Consider the following 26,682-nt stretch of genomic DNA (forward strand, 5'->3'; position numbering starts at 1 on the left):
GCAAGCGCGCGGCCATGGCGCCGCTCTTGTCGGCGGCGCCGAGCCGAACTCAAACAAGTGTTGGTTTTAATCCACGTTTCCCGGACGAATTCGAGCAAACACTCAATTAAATTGACACTGACTGTCATGCCACTTTAATAATCCCCTCCAACAATAGCGCCTTTCCAACAAGGGCCGTCCACGGCCCGATTCAAGCACAAGCACGCAAAGACAATAGAGGGGAGACATCGATGGATCGCAGACAGTTTCTGAAGTGGAGCGGCTTCTTGACCGCCTCCGTCGCCACCGGCGGCTTGAGCGCATGCGGCGGCGGGGGCGCGGGCAGCCTGCCCGGGGGCTCGGGCGCCGCGATCGGCGTCAACGGCAGCGGCTTTAGCCAGGGCGTGGCCTCCGGCGACCCCAAGCCGGACAGCATCGTGTTGTGGACCCGTGTCGACGGCGGCGACGGCGGCCAGAACGTCAAAGTCACGCTGCAATTGTCCGACCGCGCGGACTTCTCCACCCTGCTGGTGAACGTGGCGCTCAGCGCCCAGCCTGACTGGGACTACACCATACGCCACAAAGTCACCGGCCTTGGCAGCGCCGCCACCTACTACTACCGCTTCCTCACCGGCCCGGCGGTCAGCATGACCGGCCGCACCAAGACCGCGCCGGCCGCCGGCGCGCCACTGTCCCAGCTCAAGTTCGCCTTCATTTCCTGTCAGGACTGGAGCGTCAACCACTGGGGCGCTTTCGAGGAATTGGCCAATCAGGACCTGGACTTCATCGTCCACCTGGGCGACTACATCTACGAAACCGTCGGCGCCGGCTTCCAGAGCGGCGGCAACGAAACCCGCCATCCGGCGCTGAGCCTGCCCAACGGCACCCAGCGCGCCGACGGCGCCCGCTACGCCACCACGCTGGCGGACTACCGCTCGCTGTACAAGTCTTACCGCAACGACGCCCGCTTGCAGAAGCTGCACGCCAGCTTCCCGATGATAGCGATCTGGGACGACCACGAGTTTTCCGACGACTGCTGGCAGGACCGCCAGGAATACACCGCCACCGACGACAGCTCGCCGCAAACCGCGCGCCGCCGCAGCGCCAGCCAGGCCTGGTTCGAAAACATGCCGGCCGACGTGCAATTGGATTTGAGCAACCCCTCGTTCCAGAACATCCAGATCTACCGCAGCTTCACCTTCGGCGACCTGGCCACCCTGGTGATGACCGACGAGCGTCTGTACCGCAGCGACCACATCATTCCGGAAACCCAGGCCGGCAGCGAGATAGGCAGCCGCTATTTCGTGCAGAAAAACACTCTGGCCCAGGTGGAAGCCAGCAAGATGGCCTCCACCGGCGGCAATCTGCTCAATGTCTCCATTCTGGGCGAAACCCAGCGCGCCTGGTGGCAGAACCAAATGAAGTCCGCCTCCACCACCTGGAAACTATGGGGCAATGAAGTCTCGCTGCTGCGCATGGGTTTCGACGGCACCGTCGCGGTGGCCTCGCTGCTGACCCAGGGCCTGGCGCCGCAACTGGCCGGCATGGGCCTGACGCTGACCCAGCCGCAGATCGCCCAGCTGCAAGGCGCGCTCTATCTGGACCTGGCCGCCGCCAACACCAGCGGCGCCACACCCGTGGTCAGCTATACCAACACCCAGCCGCTGTTGAGCACCCTCAGCGGCGGCGCGATCTCCGCCGGCGTGTTCAACGCCGCCATCAAGCCCGGTCTGGACGCCAGCCTGCCGCCGTCGATGTTCTTCGACAAATTCATCCTCAACGCCGACCAGTGGGACGGCTACAACGCCGAGCGCAAAGCGCTGATGGCCTATCTGAAAGCTCAGGGCATCGCCAATGTGGTGGCGCTCACCGGCGACATCCACGCCTTCTTCGCCGGCCCGGTGATGGATGACTACGACGCCGCCAGCCCCAGCCCGGTGATGGTGGACCTGGTCACCGCCGGCGTGTCCAGCAACTCGCTGTTCAGTTACTTCAAGAACGTGGTGGACACCGTGCCGGCCTTCTCCAAGGCCAAGCCCCTGATCTACACCACGGTCAGCGGCCAAGTGGTCAACACTTTCACCAGCACCTTGCAGAACTTCAACAGCTGGCTCAAATACGTGGACAGCGACGCCCAGGGCTACGCGCTGGTGACGCTGACGCCGGCCAAACTCAGCTGCGCCTTCCACAAAGTGGGCGCGCTGAGCGGCGGCTCGGCCCCCAGCCCGGCCACAGCCGGCGTCAAAACCGTGGAGGTGGCGGCCGGCAGCCCCGCCGTCAACGTGCTGTAAACCCGAGCACAAACCAAACGCTCCGAGCGCCCGGCCCAGCCGGGCGCCCGAGAGCGAAACGCCACTCAGTTTCAAACAGTACAATCCGTCACAAAACCCCAACAAATCTGCCGCGTCGGTAACATTCCCGTCCACGCAACTCTGCTAGTATCCAGCGCCGACGCCCTGCGCTCCCATTCCCGATGCATGGCCTTGCTGGCAGTCTGCGCCCGATGCCCTTGGCCTATGCTTCAGGTGACAGGCATGCTGATTCCTGCCGCATGGCACGCTTCCGCGGCTCCGCCCGAATAAAACAGACTAAAAAACCGCTGACCGCCGCTGGCGGCGCTGTCGGCGGCGCTCAATCGGAGAGGCCAGATGACTACCGTTGTCCGCCATTTCATGCCCGCCACGGCCAAACGGTTGATTCCCAACCGCTGGGATCTGATCGCGTTTCCGCTCCTGCTCGGCTTCCTGCTGATAGCCACCACCGGCATCCGCGAAACCTGGGCGCCGCTGACCGCGCTGCAAACCGTTCCCATCACGCTGGACCCGGCCAATCTGCCGGAATACGCGCTGCGCACCACACTGCGCATGCTGGCCGCCATGGCCGCCGCACTCGTCTTCACCCTGATCTACGGCACGCTGGCGGCCAAGAGCCGCCGCGCCGGCTTGCTGCTGGTGCCCATGCTGGACATCCTGCAATCAGTGCCGGTGCTGGGCTACATTTCCTTCACCGTCACCTTCTTCCTGGCGCTGTTTCCCGGCCGGGTGCTGGGGGCGGAATTCGCCGCCATCTTCGCCATCTTCACCAGCCAGGCCTGGAACATGACCTTCAGCTTCTACCAATCGCTGCGCACCGTGCCGCGCGATCTGGAAGAAGTCTCGCTCAATCTGCGGCTGACGCCGTGGCAGAAGTTCTGGAAGCTGGAAGTGCCGTTCTCCATGCCCGGCATGATCTGGAACATGATGATGAGCATGTCCGGCGGCTGGTTTTTCGTGGTGGCCTCGGAAGCCATCACCGTCGGCGACAAGACCGTCACCCTGCCCGGCGTCGGCTCCTACCTCGCCATGGCCATCCAACATAAGGATCTGGCCGCCGTGGGCTGGGTGATTCTGACCATGACCGTGGTCATCGTCATCTACGACCAATTCCTGTTCCGCCCCATGGTGGCCTGGGCGGACAAATTCCGCCTGGAAGACACTGCCAGCCAATCCGCGCCGGAGTCCTGGGTGCTCAAGCTGATCCAGCGCACCCGCGCCATCCAGCTGCTGCTCAAGCCCTTTGGCAAGTTACTGCGCAAAACCGCCCGGCTGCGCCTCAATTACCGCCTGCCGCAAGGCCTGCACTCGGAAGCGCAAACCTCGGTGTCGCGCGGCATTGATGTAGTCTGGTGGCTGTTGGTGGCGACGCTGGGTCTGCTGGCCAGCTGGAAACTGGTGAGCTTCATCCACACCGAAGTGGGACCGGCCGAAGTCCTGCGCGTGCTGGGCCTGGGCCTGATCACCCTGGTGCGGGTATCCCTGCTGATACTGCTCGCCTCCATCGTCTGGGTACCGCTGGGCGTGCACATCGGTCTGCGTCCGGCGCTGGCGGAAAAGATCCAGCCACTGGCGCAATTCCTGGCCGCCTTCCCAGCCAATCTGCTGTTCCCGGTGTTCGTGGTGTTCATCGTCCACTTCAAACTCAACCCGGACATCTGGCTGTCGCCGCTGATCGTGCTGGGCACCCAGTGGTACATCCTGTTCAATGTGGTGGCCGGCGCCAGCGCCTTTCCCAACGATTTTCGCGAGGCGGCGGCCAATTTCCGCATCCGCGGCTGGCAATGGTGGCGGCAAGTGATGCTGCCCGGCATTTTCCCCTACTACGTCACCGGCGCGATTACCGCATCGGGAGGCGCCTGGAACGCCAGCATCGTGTCCGAATACGTCTCCTGGGGCGACGACAAGCTGGCCGCCCACGGCCTGGGCGCCTACATTGCCCAAACCACAGCCGCCGGCGACTACCCCAAGATACTGCTCGGCATCGCCGTGATGTCCATCTTCGTCGTCCTGTTCAACCGACTGCTGTGGCGTCCTTTGTACGCCATCGCCGAAAACAAACTTCGTCTCAACTAAGGGGGCAACCATGACACCAGACACCACCACCCTTGGGCGGGAAATCTTCCGGCTGGAAAACGTCTGCCGCGGCTTCAAAAAGGGCAATGACGAAATCCAGGTGCTGGACGACGTCAACCTGACGCTGCGCGAAGGCGAGATCGTCGGCCTGCTGGGCCGCTCCGGCTCCGGCAAATCCACCTTGCTGCGCATCATCGCCGGCCTGATCAAGCAAAATAGCGGCGATGTCAGCTACCACGGCAAGCCCCTGACCGGCCCTGCCGAAGGCGTGGCCATGGTGTTCCAGACCTTCGCGCTCTTCCCCTGGCTGACCGTGCTGCAAAACGTGGAAGCCGGGCTGGAGGCGCTGGGCGTGGAAGCCAAGGAGCGTCGCCGCCGCGCGCTGGCCGCCATCGACCTGATTGGCCTGGACGGCTTTGAGAACGCCTACCCGCGCGAACTGTCCGGCGGCATGCGCCAGCGCGTCGGCTTCGCCCGCGGCCTGGTGGTCAACCCCACCCTGCTCCTGATGGACGAGCCCTTCTCCGCGCTGGACGTGCTCACCGCCGAAACGCTGCGCACCGATATGCTGGACCTGTGGAGCGAAGGCCAGTTGCCCATCCAGTCCGTGCTCATCGTCACCCACAACATCGAAGAAGCCGTATTCATGTGCGACCGCATCCTGGTGCTGTCGTCCAATCCCGGCCGCGTGGTGGCGGAAATCAAAGTGCCCTTCCCGCACCGCCGCAACCGGCTGGACCCGGCCTTCCGCAAAATGGTGGACGACATCTACGCGCTGATGACCGCGCGCCGCAGCGCCCACACCCTGCACAAGTTGCCGCTGGAAATCGGCAGCCAGTTAAGCGAGGTGTCCACTAACCTGATGGCCGGCTTAATTGAGGAAGTGGCTCAAGCGCCCTATCACGGCAAGGCGGACATGCCGGAAATCGCGGAAAAACTAAGGCTGGAAGTGGACGAACTGTTCCCGGTGGCCGAAATCCTGGAACACTTGGGCTTTGCCGAACTAAAGGACGGCGACATCCTGCTCACCGCCGCCGGCAAGCTGTTCGCCGACTACGGCACCCAGGAACGCAAAGTGCAGTTCGCCGAACACCTGCTGCGCCACGTGCCAATGGCGGCCCACATCCGCAAAGTGCTGCAAGAACGCCCGGGCCAACGCGCGCCGCGGCTGCGCTTCGCCCAGGAACTGGAGGATTCTCTGTCCGACGAGACCGCCGAGGAGACGCTGGACACCGTGATCAGTTGGGGACGCTACGCGGAAATCTTCTCCTACAATGACCACACTGAAACCTTCAGCCTGGAAGACGTGGAAGGCGGTCAATAAGGCCTCTGGCCGGGCAGGCGCCCGGCCGTCCCGTCGACAAATCCGGTCCGCCGGCGCAAGCGCGTCGGCCGCGACCTCCCCAAGCACCCCCGTCAGCGGCTACAATGAACTGTTTTCACTCGACAGCCCGCCATGTACGGACGCCAATTCAACGACATTGCCCGCAAAGACAGCACCTTGACCCGGCTCACCGCCGAGGCTCAAGCACTGATGAAGCTGAACCGAGCCTTCCAGAAACTGCTGCCGCCGCTGCTGGCCGGCACTTGCCGCGCCGTGCGCATCCGCGACGACGAACTGGTGATTTACACCGATACCGGCATCATCGCCGCCCGCCTGCGCATGCTGGCGCCCGGCCTGCTGCCGCAATTGGCACAGCAAGGCTATGTGGCCAGCAAAGTGCGGGTCAAAGTGGATATCCGCCTGGCGCGCAAACCCAAGGAAAAAACGCTGAAGATCAGCCAGAACGCATTGGACGGCATGGAAGAGGCCGCCGCCAGCGTCAGCAACCCGCTGGTCAGCGCCGCGCTGGCCAAGCTGATCGCCCACCACCGCAAGTAAAGGCAGGCAAGCCGCCGGCCATCTTGCCGCCGCCGGTCAAACCGGCTTAAAGTCGCGGCATGAAACAATACATCATCATGGCGCTCGCCGGCCTGGCCGCCGGACTCGCCCAAGCCGCCCCGAGCGAACAACCCACGCCGGCCGAGGCGGAAGCCGCCTTCAAGGCCCAGGCGCTCGCCGAGTTCGACGCCAAGCCGGAATCCACCCACACCCTGCTGATGCGCTCGATGGTGGAATCCATGCTCAAGGACCTGCGCGTCACCTCGGTGAGCGACTGTCAGAACGACGAGGAAAACACCACCCTGGATTGCGAAGTCAGCTACCAGGGCCGCAAACTTACCGGCAAGCCGGTGGAGCGCGAGCAGCGGATGCGCTTCAGCCGCCAGGACGGCCAATGGCGCATCGTGCCCCCGCCCAAAGACGCGGACGACGAAGAGGCCGGCGCCGCGCCCTCTGCGCAATAGGTTCAGACAGGCTGCGCCTCAAAGCTGTCCGCCCGCGCCATCTGCCACATGCGGCCGTAGAACGCCGCCTTGATCTCAGGCTCCAGCAACTCGCCCGGCTGCAAAAAGACATGCAGCTGCGAGAACAGCCTGATCTCGGTGTCGCTGACGCGGCGCACCAAATGGTGCGGCCGCAACTGCGACGGGTGCTCCAGCCCGGCCGAGGCCAGCATCTCCGCCAAGGCTTTCATGGTGTTGCGATGGAAATGGAACACCCGGTCCGCCTTGTCCGGCACCACCAACGCGCGCTGACGCAAGGCATCCTGTGTCGCCACCCCGGTGGGGCAACGGTTGGTGTGGCAGCTCTGGCTCTGGATGCAGCCGATGGCGAACATAAAGCCGCGCGCGGAATTGGCCCAGTCCGCGCCGATGGCCAGCACGCTGGCGATGTCGAAAGCGCTGACCAGCTTGCCGCTGGCGCCGATCTTGATCTTGTCGCGCAGATTCAAGCCCACCAGCACATTGTGGACAAACAGCAATCCCTCGCGCAGCGGCACGCCGATATGGTCGGTGAACTCCAGCGGCGCCGCCCCGGTGCCGCCCTCCTTGCCGTCCACCACGATGAAGTCCGGCAGAATCCCCGTTTCCAGCATCGCCTTGGCGATGCCCATGAACTCCCACGGGTGACCCAGACAGAACTTGAAGCCCACCGGCTTGCCGCCGGACAGCTCGCGCAGCCGGGCGATGAAACGCATTAGCTCAATCGGCGTTGAAAACGCGCTGTGGCGGGACGGCGACACGCAATCCTGCCCCAGCGGCACGCCGCGGGTGGCGGCGATTTCCGGCGTCACCTTGTGCTTGGGCAGAATGCCGCCGTGGCCGGGCTTGGCGCCCTGGCTCAGCTTGATCTCAATCATTTTCACCTGCGGGTTGCGCGCCTGATCGGCAAAGCGCTCCGCATCGAAACCGCCGGTCGCGTCTCGGCAGCCGAAATAACCGCTGCCCAGTTCCCACACCAGCGCGCCGCCATGCTCCAAGTGGTAAGGGCTGATGCTGCCCTCGCCGGTGTCGTGATAGAAATCGCCGCGCTGCGCGCCCTGGTTCAAGGCGCGGATGGCGTTGGCGCTGAGCGCGCCGAAACTCATCGCCGATACATTGAACAAGGACGCCGAATACGGCTGGGCGCACTGCGGACCGCCGATTTCCACACGAAAACCGGCCGGATCGCTCAGCGGCGCCGGCCGCATCGAATGGCTGATGAACTCGAAACCCGGCTGATACACATCGATCAAGGTGCCGAACGGCTTGTCCGCGCCCTCGTTCTTGGCCCGCGCGTACACCAAAGAGCGCTGAGCGCGCGAGAACGGCAGTTGCTCGCGGTCGGACTCCAGCAAGTACTGGCGGATTTCCGGGCGGATGCTTTCCACCAGGTAACGAATATTGCCCAAAATCGGATAGTTGCGGCGCACCGCGTGGCGCGTTTGCAGCAAATCGAACACCCCCAGCAGCGTCAACGCGGCGGCGGCCAGCGTGAACGGCCACAACCACTCATAGTGGACAAAGGGCAAGCTGAACAGCGTGAACAACAGGCAACAGGAGAAAAAAGCGTAGCGGCTCAACAAGGACACACTCATGTGGACTCCAGACAGGGGTGGCGGGGAAGGCTCAGGGTAAGGTCGAAAACCCGCAGCTTACAAGGCGCGGCAGGCGCCAATTCACATTAATAAATACATTCACTATAAAGATAATCTATCACCTGACCTAAAGGCCGGCTCCGCAGACACGGTAAATATCCAGAAGATAACATCTCTCGACATCCACACCGCCGCGGCCCGGCCGCCGGTTCTTTAATAAAGCGATGGAACCCAAGACATGCCCTGCCTGCAACGCTTCCTCCCGGACACCGCGCCGGAAACCCTGATCGCCGCGCTAGAACAAGACGGCGGCATCGTGATAGAACATCTGTTGACCCCGGATGGCCTGGCACAGTTCCGCTCCCAGCTGCAACCGCTGCTGGACCGCTCCGCCCCCTGTCAGGGCGACTTCTACGGCTACGCCACCCGCAGGGTCAGCGGCCTGATAGAGCGCGTGCCCGCCGCCCGCGAACTTGCCATCCACCCCTTGATCCTGCAAGTGATGGATGCCTTCCTGCTGCGCGGCTGCCGCGAATACCAACTCAACCTCACCCAGGCCATCAGCATCGGCCCCGGCGAACCGCGTCAATTCCTGCACAGCGACGACCTGATGTTTCCCGGCACCGCGCCCGGATCGGAAAAAATGATCAACTGCATGTACGCGCTGGACGACTTCACCGAGCAGAACGGCGCCACCTGCGTCGTGCCTGGCAGCCACCGTTGGCCCGAACCGCGCGATCCCAAGCCGGAAGAAGTCATCAGCGCCGCCATGCCCGCCGGCTCCGTTCTAATCTACCTGGGTTCGCTGATCCACGGCGGCGGCGCCAACCAAAGCGCCCAAGCGCGCACCGGCGTCGTCATCAGCTACAACCTGGGCTGGCTGCGCCAGGCGGAAAACCAATACCTCGCCGTCTCCCGGGAACTGGCCCGCGCGCTGCCGCCGCGGCTGCAACGGCTGCTGGGCTACTTTGTCCACGCGCCCAATCTCGGCAGCATAGACGGCCGCGACCCGATAGAACTGCTGCGCGATCAGCCGCCGGCGGATACGCTGTTCCGCGAATTCCTGCCGGAAGAAATTATCCAACCGCTGGCGGAAGCGCGCGCCGCCGCGTTGCGCATCGATTAATCTTATCTCCGCACGCCGACATCCCGCCGCAACACCGCGGCGGGATGATGGACAATGGAACACGCCGGCCGTCTGGCTGACGCGCGCCGCCACCGCACTCCCTAAACCAAGGATCACAGCATGAACGCCAGCGAAGATCAGGACAGCCTGCAGCAAACCGAAGCGGACGCCCCGCAAGACCCCTCCCGCCGCCGCCTGTTCGAAGGCCTGGCCGCCATCGGCGCCAGTTGCGCGCTGCCGGCCGCCGCCGCACCGGCGGCAAGCAGCCACCCGCGCCACGGCCAGCTAGACGCCCTGCTCAAGGCCAATATCAAGAACGTGGTGGTGATCTATCTGGAAAACCGCAGCTTCAACAACCTCTACGGCAACTTCCCCGGCGTGGCCCAGCCGCTGAGCGCGGTCAGACAGCAACAGGCGCTGCAACGCGACCGCGACGGCCAACCGCTGTCCGGCCTGCCCAAGATCTGGGGCGGCTTGGTGCCCACCGGGCAGACCGTGGCCGGCAAACGCTACTTCATCGAAGAAAAAGACATTCACGGCCTGCCCAACGCGCCGTTCCCGCTGAAAGACGCCGAGGGTCAGCCCTTGCCGGAAGCGGTGATCACCCGCGATCTCTGTCATCTGTTCTATCACAACCAGATGCAGATCAACGACGGCCGCAACGACCAATTCGTCGCCTGGGCCGATTCCGGCGCCCTGGTCATGGGCCACTACCCGAACACCGCGCACACCCTCAATCAATGGCAGATCGCCCGCCGCTTCACCCTGTGCGACAACTTCTTCATGGCGGCTTTCGGCGGCTCCTACCTCAACCACCAGTTCCTGATCGCCGCGCGCACCCCGGAATACTTCAACGCCGCCCAGACCCCGGCCAAGAAGAAAATCGCCGTGCTGGCCGATGGCCCCACCGGCCGCCAGTTGGCGCTGGACCCCAAATCCCCGGCCTCGGCGCTGGACGGCCCGCCCAAATTCGTCAACAACGGCGCCATCACCCCTGACGGCTACGCGGTGAACACCATGGCCCCGCCCTACCAGCCCAGCTTCGTACGACCGGCGGAAGGCGGAGACAAACGCTACGCCGATCCGCAAGACCCCAGCACCCTGCCGCCGCAAAGCTACCGCACCATTGGCGACCTCTTGTCCGAGAAGCACATCGGCTGGGCCTGGTACGGCGGCAGCTGGCAAGCGGCGCTGGACGGCAAGGGCGGCGGCGACGCGCCCAACTTTCAGTACCATCACCAACCCTTCAATTACTTCCGCCAGTTCGCGCCCGGCAGCGCCGCCCGCGAGCGCCATCTGCTGGACGGCGGCCTGGGCGACAGCCCGATTTCCAACCGCTTCATCGCCGACGCCGTGGCCGGCAAACTGCCCGCGGTGACGTTCTACAAGCCGCAGGGCAATCTGAACATGCATGCCGGCTATTCCGACGTGGAATCCGGAGACCGTCACGTGGCCAATGTGTTGCAGCATTTGATGAGCGGGCCGCAATGGAAGCATATGCTGGTGGTGATCACCCATGACGAGAACGGTGGCTGGTGGGACCATGTGGCACCGCCGCAGGGGGACCGCTGGGGGCCGGGTTCGCGGATTCCGGCGATCATCGTGTCGCCGTTCGCCAAGCGCGGGCATGTGGATCACACCTTTTACGATACGACGTCCATCATCCGTTTCATCAGCCGGCTGCATGATTTGCCGGAGCTAGAAGGGGTCAGCGCGCGCAATGCGGCCTTCCGCGCGCGCGGCGCGCAGCCGCCGGGGGATTTGACCGGGGCTTTGGTATTTGCGTGAAGGGGTTGTTGCATCCGCTTTGCGGATGATGTTTCAAGAAGAAACCACGTAGCCGACGCGCCCCCAGTCCCTTCAAGCCTGCCGACGGGTGGCAGGCCCGAGGTCTTAAGCGGCTGCCTGTTCGAGCAGCGCGACGGTAGCGCGCTGCGAGTTCAGCCGCGCCTCGGGCCTGACGGGCCCCGGCGGGAAGCCGTAGGCCAGGCTTGCAGGGCGGCCTTTGGGGTGAAGGGGAATTTGGCCGCGCAAATTCCCCTTCCTGCCCGCCGGGCAGCCCCGGCAATGAAAATCATCATCCGCGCAGCGGATTCAAAACCCTCTCACCTAACCAAACTCACCACGTCGCCTTGATCCACCCCTTTTCCTCGGCAACAATCCCAGCCTTGCTACGTCATTTGGCAGGCGCATGGAGGGAGAGTGTAATGCACTCACCGGTTTGGAGTTCACTCGGTACGCCAATCCCGCTACGCGCTTGCCTAATCCTCACCCGCACACCTTGCTGAACCAGCCACACCGCCTTGACCCCAAGCACTCCCTCAGGAACAATCCCCACGTTGCCGCCCACATGCGGCACACGGGATTGGCGTCTCGTTTCCGAAGTCGACAAGCCAACGCAGCATGCTGCGTTGGCTGCTTTATCCATGGCAAAGCCATTTTGGCAGGCGCATGGTGGGAGAGTGCTATGCACTCGCCGGCTAGACTTCGGACCGGTACGCCAATCCTGCCACGCGCCTGCCTAATACCTCAGCTTCCCCCGGCAGGTGGTTTATCTTGTGTCACAGCAGGAGAAACACCATGCATCACGCTCAAAACTTTCCCCGTCGTCGCCGCTACAAACTGCACTCGCTGGAACAGCAGGAAGCCCTGCTCCCCTTTGTTCGCTTCTGCCCCGGCCGCACCTATCGGCATTACTGGCAAATGCCCACGCCCCGTAAGGATTACCCCGCCGACAGCGCCTATGGCCGCGAATGCGCGGCGCATTTGCTGCAATGGATGAAGGACAACCGCGAATATGTCGGCAAGGGCCTGCTCAGCCGCGTGGCGCGCGACATCGATTTTGACGACCGCGACGGACGCGGCCAGTGGATGGGTTTCTTCAACTATCTGGAAATCATGATGCTGTTGGACGCTGATCGGGTGCGCGTCTATCGCCATGTGGACAGCCAACACCAGCTCTACCTGGCGCTGGGGCAGCGGTTTAGCCTGGAGGCGCGTTTCCGCCGTATCCGCCTGCGCAATCGCTGACCTCAGCTGGTGGGTATCGCTTCGCTCCACCCACCCTACGGCAGGCGGTTTGTAGGGTGGGTGGAGCCGGTAGGCGATACCCACCAAACCTCGCCATCAAAACCCAAGGATGGATTCCGCCACATGTCCGCGTGGGTATCGCTACGCTCCACCCACCCTACGGCGAACGGTCTTGTAGGGTGGGTGGAGCCGGTAGGCGATACCCACCAAACCCCGCCATCAAAACCCAAGGATGGATTCCGCCGCATGTCCTAAAGAACCTGTTCAAAGTCTCGCGAACCAGGGTGACACGCTATCAGCTCCTTGATCAGGCAGGAACGAGTTCCACCTTGATTTTCTTACCCAGCGCAGTAGCTGCGCCAGCCAGCGTAGCCAGCGTCAGACTGGTATCCGTATCATCCAGCAAGCGGTTCAAAGCCGCGCGGCTGGTATGCATTTTCTTTGCCATAGCCGTCTTATTCAGTTTCTGCGCCTTCATTTCCTGCTGAATCTGCCAGGCGATCACCCGCTTCACCGCGATTGCGGTGGCTTCTTCCAGCATGCCCTCTTCGGCCAGGAAGTCATCGAAGCGGCTGCCGATATGCTCTTTGTTCATCATATATTTCCTAGCTGTTTGAGCCGCGCAAGCGCCAGCCCCAAATCTTCCTTCGCGGTGGCCTGCGACTTCTTGATGAAACCATGCAGCAGAACCATCGCCTCCGCGACCACGGTGAACATCACTCTGGCGATACGCCCAGGCAGATGGATGCGGACCTCCCATAAATCCTTGGCCATTTTCCGCACCAACGGCATGCCAAGCGGCCAGCCAAACTGGACCGTCTTGATAGCTGCGCCTATGACTTTTCGGTCCGGAGCCTCCAGCGCTTTCAACCAATCACGCACAGGTTCCGTACCGCTTGCCGTCTGGTAGAAACAAACATCCAAGATGGGGGCATTCATACTTGAATGGTACCAATTTTGATACATTAGTCAAATCGAAGCCTAGACTGAAATACCGCCCCACCTAGCAAAGACCATAAAAAACACCGTTCCCCTTATCGGGACGAACGGTGCTTTTCTCTTTCCAACGAAACGGACTCAGCGCGAACGCGGCCTGCAACACTCAAATCACATAATCCTGACCTTCCTGCTTGGCAAACACCGACAGCTTCTTCGGCGTCACATACAGGCTGTCGCCGGGCAAGACGCCCAACTCGCGGTAACGCTCCTTGCTCACCGCCGCCTCTATGCTCCGGCCGTCGGCCTGCACCAGTTCCACCCGTACAATGGGCCCCACCGCGTGGATATGCTCCACCGTGCCCTGCGCCAGCGCGCCGTCGGCCTGACGCGACAGATCCAGATCATGCGGGCGCACATAGGCCACCGCCTCGTCGCCGCTGGCCAGGCTCAGCCCTTCCAGCGCATGGGCGTAGCCGCCGATCTGCAACTGCCCGCGCTCGATGCGGCCGTGGAACAGGTTCACATCGCCCAGGAACTGGGTGACGAAGGGCGTGGCCGGGTTTTCGTAGATATCGTCCGGGCGGCCCACTTGCTCGATGTGGCCGTGGTCCATCACCACCACCCGGTCCGACACTTCCAGCGCTTCTTCCTGATCGTGGGTGACGAACACGCTGGTGATGTGCATATCGTTGTGCAGATCGCGCAGCCAGCGGCGCAGGTCCTTGCGCACCTTGGCGTCCAGCGCGCCGAAGGGTTCGTCCAGCAGCAGCACCTTGGGCTCCACCGCCAGCGAGCGCGCCAGGGCGATGCGCTGACGCTGGCCGCCGGACAACTGGCCGGGATAGGCGTCCGCCAGCCAGTCCAGCTGCACCATTTTCAGCAGCTGCATCACTTTGTCGCGGATCTCGTCCTTGCCGGGCCGGCTCTTGCGCGGCTTGACGCTGAGGCCGAAGGCCACGTTGTCGAACACCGTCATGTGGCGGAACAGCGCGTAATGCTGGAACACGAAGCCCACTTCGCGCTCGGCCACATGGGTGTGGGTGGCGTCGGCGCCGGCAAACAGCACTTGCCCGGCGTCCGGCTGTTCCAGGCCGGCGATGATGCGCAGCAAGGTGGTCTTGCCGCAGCCGGACGGCCCCAGCAGCGCCAGCAGTTCGCCGGCTTCCACGTTGAGGCTGACATTGTCCAGCGCGACGAAGTCGCCGAACTGTTTGCGGATATTGCGGATTTCTATGCTCATGCGGGCTGGTCCTTGGCTATGGCACGGCCGGCGGCGGCCAGGCGAGCGGCCGCGCTGCGTTCCGCGGCGGCGTCGCTCTGTCGCGCCATCCGCCACTCCACCAGGCTCTTGACGCCCAGGGTGACTAGGGCGAGAAAGGCCAATAGCGAAGCGCAGGCGAAGGCGCCGACGAAGTTGTACTCGTTGTACAGGATTTCCACATGCAGCGGAATGGTGTTGGTCTGGCCGCGAATATGGCCGGACACTACGCTCACCGCGCCGAATTCTCCCATCGCGCGGGCATTGGTCAGGATCACGCCGTAGAGCAGGCCCCATTTGACATTGGGGAGCGTGACGCGCCAGAAGGTCTGCCAGCCGGAAGCGCCCAAAACCAGCGCCGCCTGCTCCTCGTCCGCGCCCTGGGCCTGCATCAGCGGGATCAGTTCGCGGGCCACGAAGGGGAAGGTGACGAAGACGGTGGCCAGCACGATGCCGGGCACGGCGAAGATCACTTGCAGGCCGTGCTGTTGCAACCAGCCGCCCAGCGCGGTGTTGACGCCGAACAAGAGCACGTACATCAGGCCGGCCACCACCGGCGACACCGCGAACGGCAGGTCGATCAGCGTGGTCAGGAAGCTCTTGCCGCGGAATTCGAAACGGGCGATGGCCCAGGCCGCCGCCACGCCGAACACCAGGTTCAGCGGCACGGCGATGACGGCGGCGGTCAAGGTCAGTTTGATGGCCGCCAGCGCGTCCGGCTCCACCAAGGCGGCCAGATACAGATCCCAGCCTTTGCGGAAAGCTTCCCAGAACACCGCCAACAGCGGCACCAGCAGGAACAGGAACAAAAAGACCAAGGCCAGGCCGGTCAACAGATAGCGCACCAGGCGCGATTCAGTGGTCAGGCTTTGCATATCATTTACCCGCGCCGTGGCGGCGCGCGGCCCACCATTGGATGAGATTGATGGCGAACAGGAAGAGGAAGGCGATGACCAGCATCACCAGCGCCACCGCCACCGCGCCGTTTTGATCAAACTGGTCCAGCTTGGCGGCGATGATCAGCGGGGCGATCTCCGACACCATCGGAATATTGCCGGCAATGAAGATCACCGAGCCGTATTCGCCGGTGGCGCGGGCGAAGGCCATGGCGCCGCCGGTGATCAAGGCCGGCAAGGCCGCCGGGAAAATCACGCGCCGGAAAATGTCCCAGCGCCCGGCGCCCAAGCAGGTGGCGGCTTCTTCCAGCTCGCGCTCCAGGTCTTCCAGCACCGGCTGCACCGTGCGCACCACGAAGGGCAGGCCGATGAAGGTCAGCGCCACGATGATGCCCAGCGGGGTGAACGACACTTTCAGGCCCAGCGGCTCCAGGTATTGGCCTATCCAGCCATTGGGCGCGTACAGCGTGGTCAGCGCGATGCCGGCCACCGCGGTAGGCAGCGCGAACGGCAGGTCCACCAGCGCGTCTATCAGCCGCTTGCCGGGAAAGTGGTAGCGCACCAGCACCCAGGCCACCAGAAAGCCAAATAGCAGATTGATCAGCGCGGCGATGCCGGCGGAAACAAAGGACAGCCGGATGGCGGCCACCACGCGCTCATGGGCCACCGCATCGACGAAGGCCGCCCAGCCCATGCCATGCGCCGACCACAGCAGCACGGCGAAGGGCAGCAGCACGATCAGGCCCAACCAAAACAGGGTGATGCCGAAGGATAGGCCGAAGCCGGGCAGCACCGAGTGGCGCTTATTGATCAGATTAAAGCCGCTGGCCGCCATCACGCGCTCATTTCTTGCTGAAGATCTGGTCGAAGCTGCCGCCGTCGGCGAAGTGCTTCTGATTGACCGCGGCCCAGGAGCCGAACACGCTGGCCACGGTGAAGGTCTTCACCGCCGGGAAGCGGGAAGCGAACTGCTTGGCCACTGCCGGGTCTTGCGGGCGCAGGTAGTTGTCCGCGGCCAGCTTCTGGCCTTCCGGGCTCCACAGGTATTGCAGATAGGCTTCCGCCTGCTTGCGGCTGCCCTTGCGGTCCACCACCTTGTCCACTACCGACACCGGATTCTCGGCCAGCACCGACAGGCTGGGGTAAACCACTTCGAAGCCGCCGCGGCCAAATTCGCGGGCGATCATTTCCGCCTCGTTCTCAAAGGTCACCAGCACATCGCCGATCTGGCGCTGCATGAAGGTGGTGGTGGCCGCGCGGCCGCCGCCGTCCAGCACCGGCACGTTCTTGAAGATCTTGCCCGCCAGTTCGCGGGCCTTGGCTTCGTTGCCGCCCGGCTGCTTCAGCGCATAGCCCCAGGCCGCCAGATAGCTGTAGCGGCCGTTGCCGGAAGTCTTGGGATTGGGAATCACCACTTTCAAACCCGGCTTGGCCAGGTCGCTCCAGTCGCGTACTTGCTGCGGGTTGCCCTTGCGCACCAGGAACACGATGGTGGAGGTGAACGGCACTGCGTGATTGGGCAGCCGGCTGGCCCAGTTGGCCGGCAGCAGGCCCTTGCCCGCGAGCAGGTCAATATCGGTGGCCTGGTTCATGGTGATCACATCGGCGGCCAGGCCGTTGGCCACCGCCAGCGCCTGCTTGCTGGAGCCGCCGTGCGACTGTTGCAGGGTGACGGTTTCGCCGGTCTTGGCCTTATAGGCTTTCTGGAAAGCCGGGTTGTAGTCCTTGTAGAAGTCGCGCATCACGTCGTAGGACACGTTGAGCAGAGTGGCGTCGGCCAGCGCGGAGCCGGTCGCGGCCAGCAACAGGGCGGCCAGGGCAAGGCGGAGCTTCATGGACAGACCTTTTCTTGATGGATGATCGGCGATGTTCCCGACTATACCCAAGGACTGTTATATCCATAAATAATATTGTGAAATACTCTTATCCCTCAATAATCTAACAAAACCCACTCGCCCCCAAGCCATTCCAGCGCGCCCAGGCGTCGCGCGCTCCGCGCTGGCCGCCCTCCCCGCTTTGGTTTACTCTCAGAGTCAATTCTCTATTCTGGCTCTCGGAAGTTTCCACGATGAACGTCAAAGACTATATGCAACAGACGGGCAAGGCCGCCCGCAAGGCCAGCCGCGAACTGGCCCGCGCCGACACCGCGCAGAAGAACCGCGCGCTGCTGGCGATGGCGGACGCCATTCTGCGCGATCAGGCCAAGCTGTTGGCCGCCAATGCTCAGGACATGGACGCGGCGCGCAAAGCCGGCTTGGAACCGGCGCTGCTGGAGCGGCTGGCTTTGACGGAGAAAACCATCGCCGGCATGGCCGAAGGGCTGCGCCAAATCGCCGCGCTGCCGGATCCGGTGGGCGAGGTCAGCGAGATGGCCTACCGGCCGTCCGGCATTCAGTTGGGCAAGATGCGGGTGCCGCTGGGCGTGGTGGGCATCATCTACGAGGCCCGCCCCAACGTCACCGCCGACGCCGCCGGCCTGTGCCTGAAATCCGGCAACGCCGCGCTGCTGCGCGGCGGTTCCGAGGCCTTCCACAGCAATCAGGCCATCGCCGCCTGCGTGTACGAGGGCCTGCGCGCGGCCGGACTGCCGGCGGAAGCGGTGCAGGTGCTGGCCACCACCGACCGCGCCGCGGTGGGCGAGTTGATCACCATGCCGCAATACGTGGACGTGATCGTGCCGCGCGGCGGCAAGGGCCTGATCGCCCGCATCAGCGCCGAGGCGCGGGTGCCGGTGATCAAGCACCTGGACGGCAACTGCCATGTCTACATCGACGACACCGCCAGCCCGGACAAGGCCTTCAACATCGCGCTGAACGCCAAGACCCACCGCTACGGCACCTGCAACACCATGGAAACCCTGCTGGTGCACACCGCCTTCGCGGAATTCATCCTGCCGCGTCTGGCCGAGGCCTATTGGGAAAAAGACGTGGAGCTGCGCGGTTGCGAACGCACCCACGCCATCCTGGGCGACAAGGTACGGCCGGCCAGCGACGAGGACTGGGCCAGCGAATATCTGGCGCCCATCCTGGCCATCAAGGTGGTCAAAGACCTTGACGAGGCCATCGAGCATATCAATCACTGGGGCAGCCATCACACCGACGCCATCGTGTCCGAGGACTACGGGCGCACGCGCCGCTTCCTGCGCGAGGTGGACTCCGCCAGCGTGATGGTCAATGCCTCCACCCGCTTCGCCGATGGCTTCGAATACGGGCTGGGCGCGGAAATCGGCATTTCCACCGACAAGATCCACGCTCGCGGCCCGGTGGGCCTGACCGGCCTGACCAGCCAGAAGTGGATCGTGCTGGGCGACGGCCAGATCCGTTCCTGATCCCGCCGCCTCGAAGGCCGGTTGCTTGACCGCCTTTCGCTAAACGCTCGCGCTCGCCGCCGGCCTCGCTGCCGGCGGCGTTTTCATTGATAATCGCTGCTTTGCTTCCCTACCGGGCTATTCCATGCTGACCCTGAACCAACAAGACCTGGCCGCGCTGTCGGCCAAAGCCGCCTGTGCGCCGCGCCTGCGCGCCAACCAGAATTTCCACGCTCAGCTGGAAGACCCTATCCAGCGCCTGGCCATCGCCATGGAGCCGGACACCTACGTCCGCCCCCACCGCCACGACCACAGCTGGGAAATGTTGATCGCGCTCAGCGGCGCTTTCGAGGTGATCGTGTTCGACGAGGCCGGCGTGGTTCAAGGCCGTCATCGCCTGGGCGAAGACGGCGCGCGCGTATTCGAAATGCCGGCCAATACCTGGCATTCGGTCGTGTCGCTGCTGCCGGGCAGCGTGGTGTTTGAAGTCAAGCACGGTCCTTATCTGCCGCTGCAGGACCAAAACCTGGCCGCTTGGTCCCCGGCCGAGGGCTCCGAGCGCGTGCCGGCGATGCTGGATTTCCTGCGCCGCGCCCAAGCGGGCCAGCGCTTCGCCGGCTAAGCCGTCCCCCGGTCAAACGGCTAAGCAAATAAGCTTGCCAGCCGCCGCGCCCCTGTTTACCGTGTAGGGCATCTCTTGGGGACGGGAGGCAAACCATGTTGTGGCACTGGCTGCTGGCAAGCTTGCATCTACTGGCTCTGGGCGCCGGCCTGGCCGCGTTATGGAGCCGCGCCGGCCTGCTGCGCCAGCAGCAATTCCCCAGCCAGACCCCGCAGCTATTCCGCAGCCATCGTTGGTGGCTGCTGGCGCTGGCGCTGTGGACCGTCAGCGGCCTGGGCCTGCTCTCGCTGGACACCTCCCATCTGCAACATCCTCTTTTCATTCTCAAACTGCTGACCCTGGCCCCGCTGCTGCTGCTGGAAGTCCGCGCCTCCCGCGGTCTGATGCGCTGGCAAAGCCAGCTGCGCATCCAGCGCAGCCTGGAACTGCGCGGCGCCGATTCGCTGGCGCGCAGCAGCTATTGGCAAATCTGGCTGCTGCTCGCCATCGTCGGCGAATCCGTCGCGCTGCACGGCTGAAACCCCGTTCACGCTGGCGAACTTTGAGCCGGCACCGGACGCCGACCGTTCCTCGGACCTCAAACTCCTTAACACCTGCAAAGGGCCTAACTCGAACTTGCGCGCGACGCGGCGTTTCCAATCTTGGTACGTCGTCCTTCCCGCAAGAAAGCCATGCCCAATCTGATCGAACACTGCAAATCCCTATTGCTGCAAACCGCGCTCGGCGTCGCCCTGAGCTGCGCGGTGGTGCCGGCGCTCGCCAACCTGAACGACCCGGTCGCCACGCTGAAGGCCAAGGCGCCTCCGCCCGTCGTCGCCAACTGCCTGGACGAGCGCATGCGCAAGCTGCGCATTCCCAGCGAGTACATCGAACGCGAGCGCGGCGGAGACCGCGGCGAGACCGTGCGGCTGACCAACCCCGCCACCAATAAGGACGGGCTGGAAATTCTCATCCGCCCGGACGGCGACGCCAGCAAACTCACGGTGAACACCCATGGCCTCAGCTACAGCAAGGCATGGCGCAAGCTGGTCAATGACTGCGCACAGCGCAGCTGACGCCTCTCCGGCGGGGCTGTGGACAGCGCCGTCCACAACCCCGCCGCTGTGGAAAGTGTGCACAAACTGTGCACAACACTGTGGATAACATAATAGACACTCCGGCAGACGCCCGGTTTGATTGCATCCGCTTGCCTTTCCACCTTGTGCACAACTTTCTAAAACCCAGCCGCGCTGTGTGTAATGTGGATGAAACGGGGACAACCTTGTGGATAAGCCAAGCCGCCGCTCCCACCTGACAAAAATTCTCCAGCGGTTACACTGGACAGGAGATCTTTGTCCAGGAGCCCGCATGTCCAATTACCACGCCAAGTACGAACTGCACTACGCCGCCGGCAAGGCGCTGCGCCAATCCTGCTCCCGCACCCTGCAAGCGGAAAACCGGCTCAGCGCGCCGCGAGACGTGGTGGCCATGGTGGAGCAAACCTCTCAGGGACGGGTGCAAGGCCTGATTCCGCTGCGCTACAGCCGCATGCAGGTATCGCCGTTTACCTTTTTCCGCGGCTTCGCCATGATTCAGGCCGCCGATCTGGCCTCCAATCCCAGCAGCGGCCTGAACTTGCAGATCTGCGGCGATGCCCACCTGATGAATTACGGCTTCTTCGCCTCGCCGGAACGGCAGCTGATCTTCGACATCAACGATTTCGACGAAACCCATCACGGCCCGTGGGAATGGGATTTGAAACGGCTGGCGGTCAGCCTGGTGCTGGCCGCGCGCGGCCAGGGCTTCAGCGAAAGCCAGGCGCGGGACATGGTAAGCCGCGCCAGCGAGGTCTACCGCCGCCGCGTCAACGAGTACGCCCGCATGGGCCAATTGGAGCTGTGGTACACCAAGGTGGGCTTCGAGCAATTACTGGAGCGCGCGCCCACCGACGCCATCCGCCAGCAAATGCTCAAGCTGTCCGACAAGGCCAGACACCAGACCCAGGAAAAGCTGCTGCCCAAGATGACGGAACTGGAGGACGGCACGCTGCGGCTGCGCGACAATCCGCCGGTGATCTTCCACCTTCATGACAAAAACACCCTACTGGACAACGACGACAGCTGGCTGTCCGCCGACGACGCCGAAGCTTTGGTCAAGCCGATGCTGGACAACTACATCGTCACCCTGAAGGAAGACCGCCGCCAGTTGCTGGAGCGCTTCCGGCTGGTGGATTGCGCGTTCAAGGTAGTGGGCGTGGGCAGCGTGGGCACCCGCTGTCTGGTGATGCTGTTGCAGGACAATTTCGACCAACCGCTGTTCCTGCAATTGAAGGAGGCACGCTCTTCGGTGCTGGAGCCCTACACCCAGGCCTGCGTGCACGGCCACCAGGGCAAGCGAGTCGTGTTCGGCCAGCGCCTGATGCAGGCCGCCAGCGACCTGTTTCTGGGTTGGACCACCGGCCCCGCCGGCCGCCACTTCTACGTGCGCCAGCTGCGCGACATGAAGGCCGCGCCGTCGCTGGAAGCCTTCGCCACGCCGGAGGCGCTCACCGCCTACGGCCAGGCCTGCGCCTGGGCATTGGCGCGGGCGCATTCCAAATCCGGCGGCCAAGCCGCCCAACTGGCGGGCTATGTGGGTGACAGCGACAAGCTGGATCAGGCCATCGCCGACTACGCGCTGGCCTACGCTGACCAAGTTGAGGCCGATTACCAGGTGTTCAAGGCCGCCATCGCCAGCGGCCGCCTGCAAGTCCACGACTAAAAAGCCCGCAACGGCGCCGCCGCCGGCGGCGCCAATCCTACAGTATTAATACCAAATCCTTGATCTTGCAGCTTGTAATGTCATAAAACCATACTAGAACAGGCGATAATCCCGGCCCTGCTCTTGCCTCCTGCAGAGGCAGGACCGACAGCCCAAAATCAGACATCCACCTTCGAAAAGCGAACATCATGCGGGTCAATACCAGACTGTTCATCATCATGGCGGCCAGCCTGCTGGCTCTGCTCAGCATCGCGGCCGTGGCGCTGCTCTCCACCCGCGCCACGCTGGGCCAGGAAAAGCGCGAACAAATCACCCACCTGCTGCGCATGGCGGAAGGCACCATGAGCCACTTCCAGAAACTGGAAGAAAAAGGCCTGCCGCGCGCCGACGCCCAAAAACAAGCCATCGCCGCGCTCAACGCGCTCAAGGTGGACGACATTTACTTCTTCGGCCGCAATCCGCAAAACGTGGTGATGTTCCACCCCAATAAGGACCGGGTGGGCAAAGTGGACATGGGCAGCACGCTGCCGGACGGCCGCACCACAGTGGCGGTCTATGAAGAGGCGTTGCAGAAGGACCACTACGGCCTGGTGACCATTCAGACCTCGCGCAAGGGCAGCAAGGAAGAGTTTCCCAAACTCAACGGCGTAGTGCGCTTCGAACCTTGGGGCTGGATGGTGGGCACCGGCATTTTCATCGACGACATCGACCAGCTGTTCTGGAGCCAGGCGCGCACGCTGCTCATCATCGCCGCCATCGGCATGATCACGCTGGCCGGGCTGATCCTGCTGGTGTCGCGCAGCATCATGCAATCTCTGGGCGGCGACCCCAACTACGCCGCGCAGGTGGTCAAGGCCATCGCCGACGGCGACCTGGGCACCGACATCGCGGTGCAGGGCCCGCCGCACAGCCTGCTGGCGGCCATGCGCGAAATGCAGCTGAAACTGCGCCAGATGATAGAAGAGATCCGCCTGGCGGCCACCAATATCAACCAGGCCAGCCGCCAGCTGTCCAGCGATATGGACAAGGTGCACGAAGTGTCCGGCGTGGCCAGCTCCTCCACCAGTTCCGCCGCCGCCGCCATTGAGCAGTTGTCGGTCAGCATCGACCACGTTACCGCCAGCGCTCGCGACACCGAATCCGGCTCGCGCGGCACCGTGGAGCTAGCGCGCCAAGGCGAAGCGCTGGCCGCCCAGGCCGCCGACGGCATCCGCAATATCGCCGGCCAGGTACATGCGGCCAGCGATATGGTGGGCAAACTGGCCGAGCGCACTCGCAACATCAGCGGCATCGCCGAGACCATACGCGATATCGCCAACCAGACCAATCTGCTGGCGCTGAACGCCGCCATCGAAGCCGCCCGCGCCGGCGAAACCGGCCGCGGCTTTGCCGTGGTGGCCGACGAAGTGCGCAAGCTGGCCGAACGCACCGCCACCGCCACCGATGAAATCTCCACCATCGTGCAAGCGGTGGTGAGCGAAACCGGCAGCGTGTCCAATCAGATGGACGACATCCGTCCGGCGGTGGAGGGCGGCGTTGAACAGGTGCAGCAGGCGGCCCAGACTCTGGACGCGATCAGCAAGCAAGCCAGCCAGGCGCTGGAGAACGTGCACAATGTCGTGGTGGCGATGGGCGAGCAAAGCCAGGCCGGCACCAATATCGCCGGCAATGTCGAGCAGGTGGCCGGCGTGGTGGAGGAAACCCAGAACTCGGTCAGCAACGCCGTGCAGGCGGTGCGCGCCATCGATCAGCAGGCGGATACCCTGCAGCAGACCGTGGGCCGCTTCCGCCTCTAAAAGCCTGTTTGCGATCCGCTGCGCGTCGGCGAGATCGATGGAAAAGGGCGTTGGAAACACGTTCGGAGCCTTCTCCTCCCCCAAGCCCCGGTTCGCCGGGGCTTTTTGCCGCCTTCATTCCGAGCTTGCCCTCCCGACCCTGCCTGATGGCATAATGGCCGCAGAGCAAACGCTCCAAAAATAAAACAACGCCACGGACAGACAGACCCAAACATGCAAACAATAACGCGCAAGCGCATCGGGAGAGACTCATGTCCCAGGCCACCATCCCGGCGGACTTGGCCGAATGGCTGATTCAACAGAATGTTCGTGACGTAGAACTGGCTTTCGCCGACGTGCACGGTTTTGCCCGCGGCAAAACCCTGCCGGCCAAAGCCTTCATCAAGGGGCAACCGCTGCGCATTGCGCGGGCGGTGCCCATTCAAAGCTGCATAGGGGAGTTTCCGGACTACCGCTTCTACGGCGAGCACGATCCCGACGTCACCCTGGCGCCGGACTTCGCCACTCTGCGTCAGGTGCCATGGGCCCAGACCCCGCGCGCCAGCGTGATCTGCGACTGCGTCGATCACGACGGCAGCCTGACGCCGCTGGCGCCGCGCTCGGCGCTGAAAGCGGTGCTGGCGCGTTACGCGGCGCTAGGCTGGACGCCGGTGGTGGCGCCGGAACTGGAGTTCTACATCTTCTCCGCCCACGGCGACCCGCAACAGCCGTTTCAACCTCCGACGCTGCGCAGCGGCCGCCGCGAAGCCGGTTTCGACTCCTTCAGCTTCTCCTCGCTCAACGACCTGGAAGCGTATTTCGACGATCTGTACCGCGCCTGCGAAATGCTGGGCATCGCCACCGACACCTTCGTCCACGAGATGGGCCCCAGCCAGTTTGAAATCAATCTCAAACACGGCGACGCGCTGGCGCTGGCCGACCAAACCTTCCTGTTCAAGACCGCGCTTAAGGAGATAGGCAACCGCCACGGTCTCAGCGTGGTGTGCATGGCCAAGCCGCTGCCGGGCCAGCCTGGCAGTTCCATGCACCTGCACCAAAGCGTGGTGGACCAGCGCGGCGACAATGTGTTCAGCCGCGCCGACGGCGAGGCCTCGGACACTTTCCACGGCTTCATCGCCGGACTGCAGCGTTATCTGCCGGAACTGATGCCCTTGTTCTGCCCCAGTCCCAACTCCTATCGCCGCTTCGTCAAGGGCATGGCCGCGCCGGTCAACCTGAGCTGGGGCCTGGACAACCGCTCGGTGGGGCTGCGGGTGCCGGTGTCCGGCCCCGAAGGCCGCCGCGTGGAAAACCGGCTGCCCGGCTGCGACGCCAACCCCTATTTGTCGCTGGCGGCCAGCCTGGGCGCCGGCCTGCTGGGCATTGAAGGCCGCTTGCAGCCCAGCGAGCCCGCCACCGGCAATGTGTTCAAGAGCGAGCGCGCCAGCCTGCCCAACACCCTGGACGCGGCCTGCGAGGCCATGGCCGGCGGCGACGCCGCCAAGCGGCTGTTCGGCGCGGAGTTCAGCGCCGCCTACCTGGCGGTGAAGGAGGTGGAGTTGAGCCACTACCATAGCCAGATTACGCCGTGGGAGCGTCAATACCTGGGCCTGCTGGCCTGAGAACTCGTGGAGCAATGCAAACAGGCCCGTTTATGCGGGCCTGTTTTTATTCTCTCGTGCTGAAAACCTCAGCTGCGGCTCAATAACAGCCGCCTCGCCAGCAGTTCGATCGCCTCATCCCGGCTGACCGGCACGTTGCCGCGATATTGCTCGGCCACAATCCACTTTTCCACCGCGGTGCGATCGCCGCGCGCAGCCTTGAGCAGTACGCCGAAAGCCATCCCCGTGGAATGCTCCGGCGGCTCCACCGCGCGGATCTGAGTATTCAAGGCGTACACCTTGTCCTCGGTCCGCGTCCTTTTGACCAGACGCGGCGCGCGGCGCGAGTGCAAAATCCACCCCAGCAAAGCCAGCAAGCACGCGCCGATGATCAATAGAAAAACAAGCATTTCAAATCAAACCTTTAACTGAATATTGAATTGTAAAACACCGACCGGCCCCTTCGTCAATGCTTTGCGCCAGGTCAAGCCCGGCCTATGCCGACTTGGCCTGAGCAGCCCGCCGCGATATGCTGTCACGATAGCCCTCCGTCTCACCAGCCATAAAGGACATCGAACATGTACCAACACATCATCGCCGCGCTGGACGGCAGCAGCAATTCGGACAAGGCGCTGCTGGAGGCCGTTCGCATCGCCAAGTTCTGCAAAGCCAGCCTGACGTTGTTCCACATCGCCAGCCTGCGCGACCTCGCGGTGGAAGGCGTCGGCCTGCTCGGCACCCACGAACTGCACGATCAAGCCTTCCGCGACGGCAACCGCGTGCTGGAACAAGCGCGCAAGCAGGCAGTGGAAGCCGGCGTGGAACAAGTGCAGATCCACATGGCGGAAAGCTGGGACGGCGGCGCCGACATGGCGGAACTGCTGGTGCGCTACGCGGACAGCCACAACGCCAATCTGGTCGTGCTCGGCACTCATGGCCGCAGCGGCATCGCCCACCTGTTGCTGGGCAGCTTCGCCCAAAACCTGCTGCGCCGGGCCAATTGCCCGGTCATGGTGCTGCGCAGCGAACAAAGCGAGTTTGGCCAAGCGGAATAATAACCGCG

24 protein-coding genes are annotated in these 26,682 nt (G+C 63.6%); 16 read left to right on the forward strand and 8 right to left on the reverse strand.

What is annotated here, in order from left to right:
* Positions 1-230 precede the first annotated feature (230 nt).
* The 5 genes from B0T39_RS12065 (at position 231) to B0T39_RS12085 (ending at position 6,713) form a co-directional block, all read left to right on the forward strand.
* A complete protein-coding gene (locus B0T39_RS12065) occupies positions 231-2,270 on the forward strand; it encodes an alkaline phosphatase D family protein (RefSeq protein WP_081546892.1) in 2,040 nt (679 codons plus the stop codon).
* Positions 2,271-2,627: 357 nt separating this feature from the next.
* Positions 2,628-4,367: an ABC transporter permease gene (locus B0T39_RS12070; protein WP_081546894.1), complete on the forward strand. Its 1,740-nt coding sequence runs from the start codon at positions 2,628-2,630 to the stop codon at positions 4,365-4,367.
* A 10-nt stretch (positions 4,368-4,377) separates the two neighbouring features.
* Positions 4,378-5,691 carry an ABC transporter ATP-binding protein gene (locus B0T39_RS12075; RefSeq protein WP_081546896.1) on the forward strand — a complete coding sequence of 438 codons (1,314 nt, stop codon included), beginning with the start codon at positions 4,378-4,380 and terminating at the stop codon, positions 5,689-5,691.
* Between the two features lie 132 nt (positions 5,692-5,823).
* Positions 5,824-6,249 (forward strand): DUF721 domain-containing protein, encoded by a 426-nt coding sequence (locus B0T39_RS12080; RefSeq protein ID WP_081546898.1) that lies wholly within the window; start codon positions 5,824-5,826, stop codon positions 6,247-6,249.
* A 59-nt stretch (positions 6,250-6,308) separates the two neighbouring features.
* Positions 6,309-6,713 (forward strand): hypothetical protein, encoded by a 405-nt coding sequence (locus B0T39_RS12085; RefSeq protein ID WP_081546900.1) that lies wholly within the window; start codon positions 6,309-6,311, stop codon positions 6,711-6,713.
* 2 nt (positions 6,714-6,715) lie between these two features.
* Here B0T39_RS12085 and B0T39_RS12090 read toward each other — a convergent pair whose 3' ends face one another.
* Positions 6,716-8,326, reverse strand: coding sequence for an FMN-binding glutamate synthase family protein (locus tag B0T39_RS12090; RefSeq protein WP_081546902.1), 1,611 nt, complete (start codon positions 8,324-8,326; stop codon positions 6,716-6,718).
* A gap of 238 nt (positions 8,327-8,564) precedes the next feature.
* Between B0T39_RS12090 and B0T39_RS12095 the strand changes: the two genes are divergently transcribed.
* From B0T39_RS12095 to B0T39_RS12105, 3 genes are all read left to right on the forward strand, one after another.
* A complete protein-coding gene (locus B0T39_RS12095) occupies positions 8,565-9,452 on the forward strand; it encodes a phytanoyl-CoA dioxygenase family protein (protein ID WP_081546904.1) in 888 nt (295 codons plus the stop codon).
* 120 nt (positions 9,453-9,572) lie between these two features.
* Positions 9,573-11,240, forward strand: a complete 1,668-nt coding sequence (locus B0T39_RS12100) for an acid phosphatase (protein ID WP_081546906.1) — start codon at positions 9,573-9,575, stop codon at positions 11,238-11,240.
* A 792-nt stretch (positions 11,241-12,032) separates the two neighbouring features.
* Positions 12,033-12,482, forward strand: a complete 450-nt coding sequence (locus tag B0T39_RS12105) for a hypothetical protein (RefSeq protein WP_081546908.1) — start codon at positions 12,033-12,035, stop codon at positions 12,480-12,482.
* Positions 12,483-12,789: 307 nt separating this feature from the next.
* Here B0T39_RS12105 and B0T39_RS12110 read toward each other — a convergent pair whose 3' ends face one another.
* The 6 genes from B0T39_RS12110 to B0T39_RS12135 all read right to left on the reverse strand — a co-directional run bounded on the left by B0T39_RS12110 (position 12,790) and on the right by B0T39_RS12135 (position 17,410).
* Positions 12,790-13,077 (reverse strand): XRE family transcriptional regulator, encoded by a 288-nt coding sequence (locus tag B0T39_RS12110; RefSeq protein ID WP_081546910.1) that lies wholly within the window; start codon positions 13,075-13,077, stop codon positions 12,790-12,792.
* Positions 13,077-13,421, reverse strand: a complete 345-nt coding sequence (locus B0T39_RS12115) for a type II toxin-antitoxin system RelE/ParE family toxin (RefSeq protein WP_081546912.1) — start codon at positions 13,419-13,421, stop codon at positions 13,077-13,079. The genes B0T39_RS12110 and B0T39_RS12115 overlap by 1 nt, the downstream gene beginning before the upstream one ends.
* A 163-nt stretch (positions 13,422-13,584) precedes the next feature.
* On the reverse strand, positions 13,585-14,661 hold the full coding sequence (locus B0T39_RS12120) for a sulfate/molybdate ABC transporter ATP-binding protein (protein WP_019103751.1): 1,077 nt from the start codon (positions 14,659-14,661) through the stop codon (positions 13,585-13,587).
* Positions 14,658-15,554, reverse strand: a complete 897-nt coding sequence (gene cysW / locus B0T39_RS12125) for a sulfate ABC transporter permease subunit CysW (protein ID WP_081546914.1) — start codon at positions 15,552-15,554, stop codon at positions 14,658-14,660. The genes B0T39_RS12120 and cysW overlap by 4 nt, the downstream gene beginning before the upstream one ends.
* Before the next feature lies 1 nt (position 15,555).
* Entirely contained in the window at positions 15,556-16,410 is an 855-nt protein-coding gene (gene cysT, locus B0T39_RS12130; protein ID WP_081546916.1) for a sulfate ABC transporter permease subunit CysT, read from the reverse strand.
* A gap of 7 nt (positions 16,411-16,417) precedes the next feature.
* Positions 16,418-17,410: a sulfate ABC transporter substrate-binding protein gene (locus B0T39_RS12135; RefSeq protein ID WP_081546918.1), complete on the reverse strand. Its 993-nt coding sequence runs from the start codon at positions 17,408-17,410 to the stop codon at positions 16,418-16,420.
* A 233-nt stretch (positions 17,411-17,643) separates the two neighbouring features.
* On the opposite strand from B0T39_RS12135, the gene B0T39_RS12140 reads away from it, so the two are divergent.
* From B0T39_RS12140 to B0T39_RS12170, 7 genes are all read left to right on the forward strand, one after another.
* Positions 17,644-18,903: a glutamate-5-semialdehyde dehydrogenase gene (locus B0T39_RS12140; RefSeq protein ID WP_081546920.1), complete on the forward strand. Its 1,260-nt coding sequence runs from the start codon at positions 17,644-17,646 to the stop codon at positions 18,901-18,903.
* A gap of 124 nt (positions 18,904-19,027) precedes the next feature.
* The gene (locus B0T39_RS12145) at positions 19,028-19,504 is read left to right on the forward strand and encodes a WbuC family cupin fold metalloprotein (RefSeq protein WP_081546922.1); all 477 of its coding nucleotides are present in this window, start codon (positions 19,028-19,030) and stop codon (positions 19,502-19,504) included.
* Positions 19,505-19,599: 95 nt separating this feature from the next.
* Entirely contained in the window at positions 19,600-20,022 is a 423-nt protein-coding gene (locus B0T39_RS12150) for a DUF2214 family protein (RefSeq protein WP_081546924.1), read from the forward strand.
* Between the two features lie 153 nt (positions 20,023-20,175).
* Positions 20,176-20,559 (forward strand): hypothetical protein, encoded by a 384-nt coding sequence (locus tag B0T39_RS12155; RefSeq protein WP_081546926.1) that lies wholly within the window; start codon positions 20,176-20,178, stop codon positions 20,557-20,559.
* A 292-nt stretch (positions 20,560-20,851) separates the two neighbouring features.
* A complete protein-coding gene (locus B0T39_RS12160) occupies positions 20,852-22,243 on the forward strand; it encodes a DUF2252 domain-containing protein (protein ID WP_081546928.1) in 1,392 nt (463 codons plus the stop codon).
* 188 nt (positions 22,244-22,431) lie between these two features.
* A complete protein-coding gene (locus tag B0T39_RS12165) occupies positions 22,432-24,039 on the forward strand; it encodes a methyl-accepting chemotaxis protein (protein ID WP_081546929.1) in 1,608 nt (535 codons plus the stop codon).
* Positions 24,040-24,290: 251 nt separating this feature from the next.
* The gene (locus B0T39_RS12170) at positions 24,291-25,640 is read left to right on the forward strand and encodes a glutamine synthetase family protein (protein ID WP_081546931.1); all 1,350 of its coding nucleotides are present in this window, start codon (positions 24,291-24,293) and stop codon (positions 25,638-25,640) included.
* A gap of 68 nt (positions 25,641-25,708) precedes the next feature.
* On the opposite strand, the gene B0T39_RS12175 is transcribed toward B0T39_RS12170, so the two are convergent.
* Positions 25,709-26,029, reverse strand: a complete 321-nt coding sequence (locus tag B0T39_RS12175; RefSeq protein WP_141111201.1) for a hypothetical protein — start codon at positions 26,027-26,029, stop codon at positions 25,709-25,711.
* A 168-nt stretch (positions 26,030-26,197) separates the two neighbouring features.
* Between B0T39_RS12175 and B0T39_RS12180 the strand changes: the two genes are divergently transcribed.
* Complete coding sequence (locus tag B0T39_RS12180; RefSeq protein WP_081546935.1) at positions 26,198-26,674, forward strand: universal stress protein; 477 nt, start codon at positions 26,198-26,200, stop codon at positions 26,672-26,674.
* Positions 26,675-26,682: the final 8 nt, after the last annotated feature.

The sequence above is a fragment of the Chromobacterium haemolyticum genome (assembly GCF_002081825.1).
In the GTDB taxonomy this organism is placed as follows: Bacteria; Pseudomonadota; Gammaproteobacteria; order Burkholderiales; family Chromobacteriaceae; genus Chromobacterium; species Chromobacterium fluminis.

What these genes read in the sequence shown, in the direction of transcription:
- B0T39_RS12105 (WP_081546908.1), top strand. Translation starts at nt 12,033, where the DNA reads ATGCATCACGCTCAAAACTTTCCCCGTCGTCGCCGCTACAAACTGCAC.
- B0T39_RS12080 (WP_081546898.1), top strand. Translation starts at nt 5,824, where the DNA reads ATGTACGGACGCCAATTCAACGACATTGCCCGCAAAGACAGCACCTTG.
- B0T39_RS12110 (WP_081546910.1), bottom strand. Translation starts at nt 13,077, where the DNA reads ATGAACAAAGAGCATATCGGCAGCCGCTTCGATGACTTCCTGGCCGAA.
- cysW (WP_081546914.1), bottom strand. Translation starts at nt 15,554, where the DNA reads ATGCAAAGCCTGACCACTGAATCGCGCCTGGTGCGCTATCTGTTGACC.
- B0T39_RS12070 (WP_081546894.1), top strand. Translation starts at nt 2,628, where the DNA reads ATGACTACCGTTGTCCGCCATTTCATGCCCGCCACGGCCAAACGGTTG.
- B0T39_RS12075 (WP_081546896.1), top strand. Translation starts at nt 4,378, where the DNA reads ATGACACCAGACACCACCACCCTTGGGCGGGAAATCTTCCGGCTGGAA.
- B0T39_RS12065 (WP_081546892.1), top strand. Translation starts at nt 231, where the DNA reads ATGGATCGCAGACAGTTTCTGAAGTGGAGCGGCTTCTTGACCGCCTCC.
- B0T39_RS12100 (WP_081546906.1), top strand. Translation starts at nt 9,573, where the DNA reads ATGAACGCCAGCGAAGATCAGGACAGCCTGCAGCAAACCGAAGCGGAC.
- B0T39_RS12165 (WP_081546929.1), top strand. Translation starts at nt 22,432, where the DNA reads ATGCGGGTCAATACCAGACTGTTCATCATCATGGCGGCCAGCCTGCTG.
- cysT (WP_081546916.1), bottom strand. Translation starts at nt 16,410, where the DNA reads ATGGCGGCCAGCGGCTTTAATCTGATCAATAAGCGCCACTCGGTGCTG.
- B0T39_RS12135 (WP_081546918.1), bottom strand. Translation starts at nt 17,410, where the DNA reads ATGAAGCTCCGCCTTGCCCTGGCCGCCCTGTTGCTGGCCGCGACCGGC.
- B0T39_RS12170 (WP_081546931.1), top strand. Translation starts at nt 24,291, where the DNA reads ATGTCCCAGGCCACCATCCCGGCGGACTTGGCCGAATGGCTGATTCAA.
- B0T39_RS12120 (WP_019103751.1), bottom strand. Translation starts at nt 14,661, where the DNA reads ATGAGCATAGAAATCCGCAATATCCGCAAACAGTTCGGCGACTTCGTC.
- B0T39_RS12155 (WP_081546926.1), top strand. Translation starts at nt 20,176, where the DNA reads ATGCCCAATCTGATCGAACACTGCAAATCCCTATTGCTGCAAACCGCG.
- B0T39_RS12145 (WP_081546922.1), top strand. Translation starts at nt 19,028, where the DNA reads ATGCTGACCCTGAACCAACAAGACCTGGCCGCGCTGTCGGCCAAAGCC.
- B0T39_RS12150 (WP_081546924.1), top strand. Translation starts at nt 19,600, where the DNA reads ATGTTGTGGCACTGGCTGCTGGCAAGCTTGCATCTACTGGCTCTGGGC.
- B0T39_RS12090 (WP_081546902.1), bottom strand. Translation starts at nt 8,326, where the DNA reads ATGAGTGTGTCCTTGTTGAGCCGCTACGCTTTTTTCTCCTGTTGCCTG.
- B0T39_RS12160 (WP_081546928.1), top strand. Translation starts at nt 20,852, where the DNA reads ATGTCCAATTACCACGCCAAGTACGAACTGCACTACGCCGCCGGCAAG.
- B0T39_RS12085 (WP_081546900.1), top strand. Translation starts at nt 6,309, where the DNA reads ATGAAACAATACATCATCATGGCGCTCGCCGGCCTGGCCGCCGGACTC.
- B0T39_RS12180 (WP_081546935.1), top strand. Translation starts at nt 26,198, where the DNA reads ATGTACCAACACATCATCGCCGCGCTGGACGGCAGCAGCAATTCGGAC.
- B0T39_RS12095 (WP_081546904.1), top strand. Translation starts at nt 8,565, where the DNA reads ATGCCCTGCCTGCAACGCTTCCTCCCGGACACCGCGCCGGAAACCCTG.
- B0T39_RS12175 (WP_141111201.1), bottom strand. Translation starts at nt 26,029, where the DNA reads ATGCTTGTTTTTCTATTGATCATCGGCGCGTGCTTGCTGGCTTTGCTG.
- B0T39_RS12140 (WP_081546920.1), top strand. Translation starts at nt 17,644, where the DNA reads ATGAACGTCAAAGACTATATGCAACAGACGGGCAAGGCCGCCCGCAAG.
- B0T39_RS12115 (WP_081546912.1), bottom strand. Translation starts at nt 13,421, where the DNA reads ATGAATGCCCCCATCTTGGATGTTTGTTTCTACCAGACGGCAAGCGGT.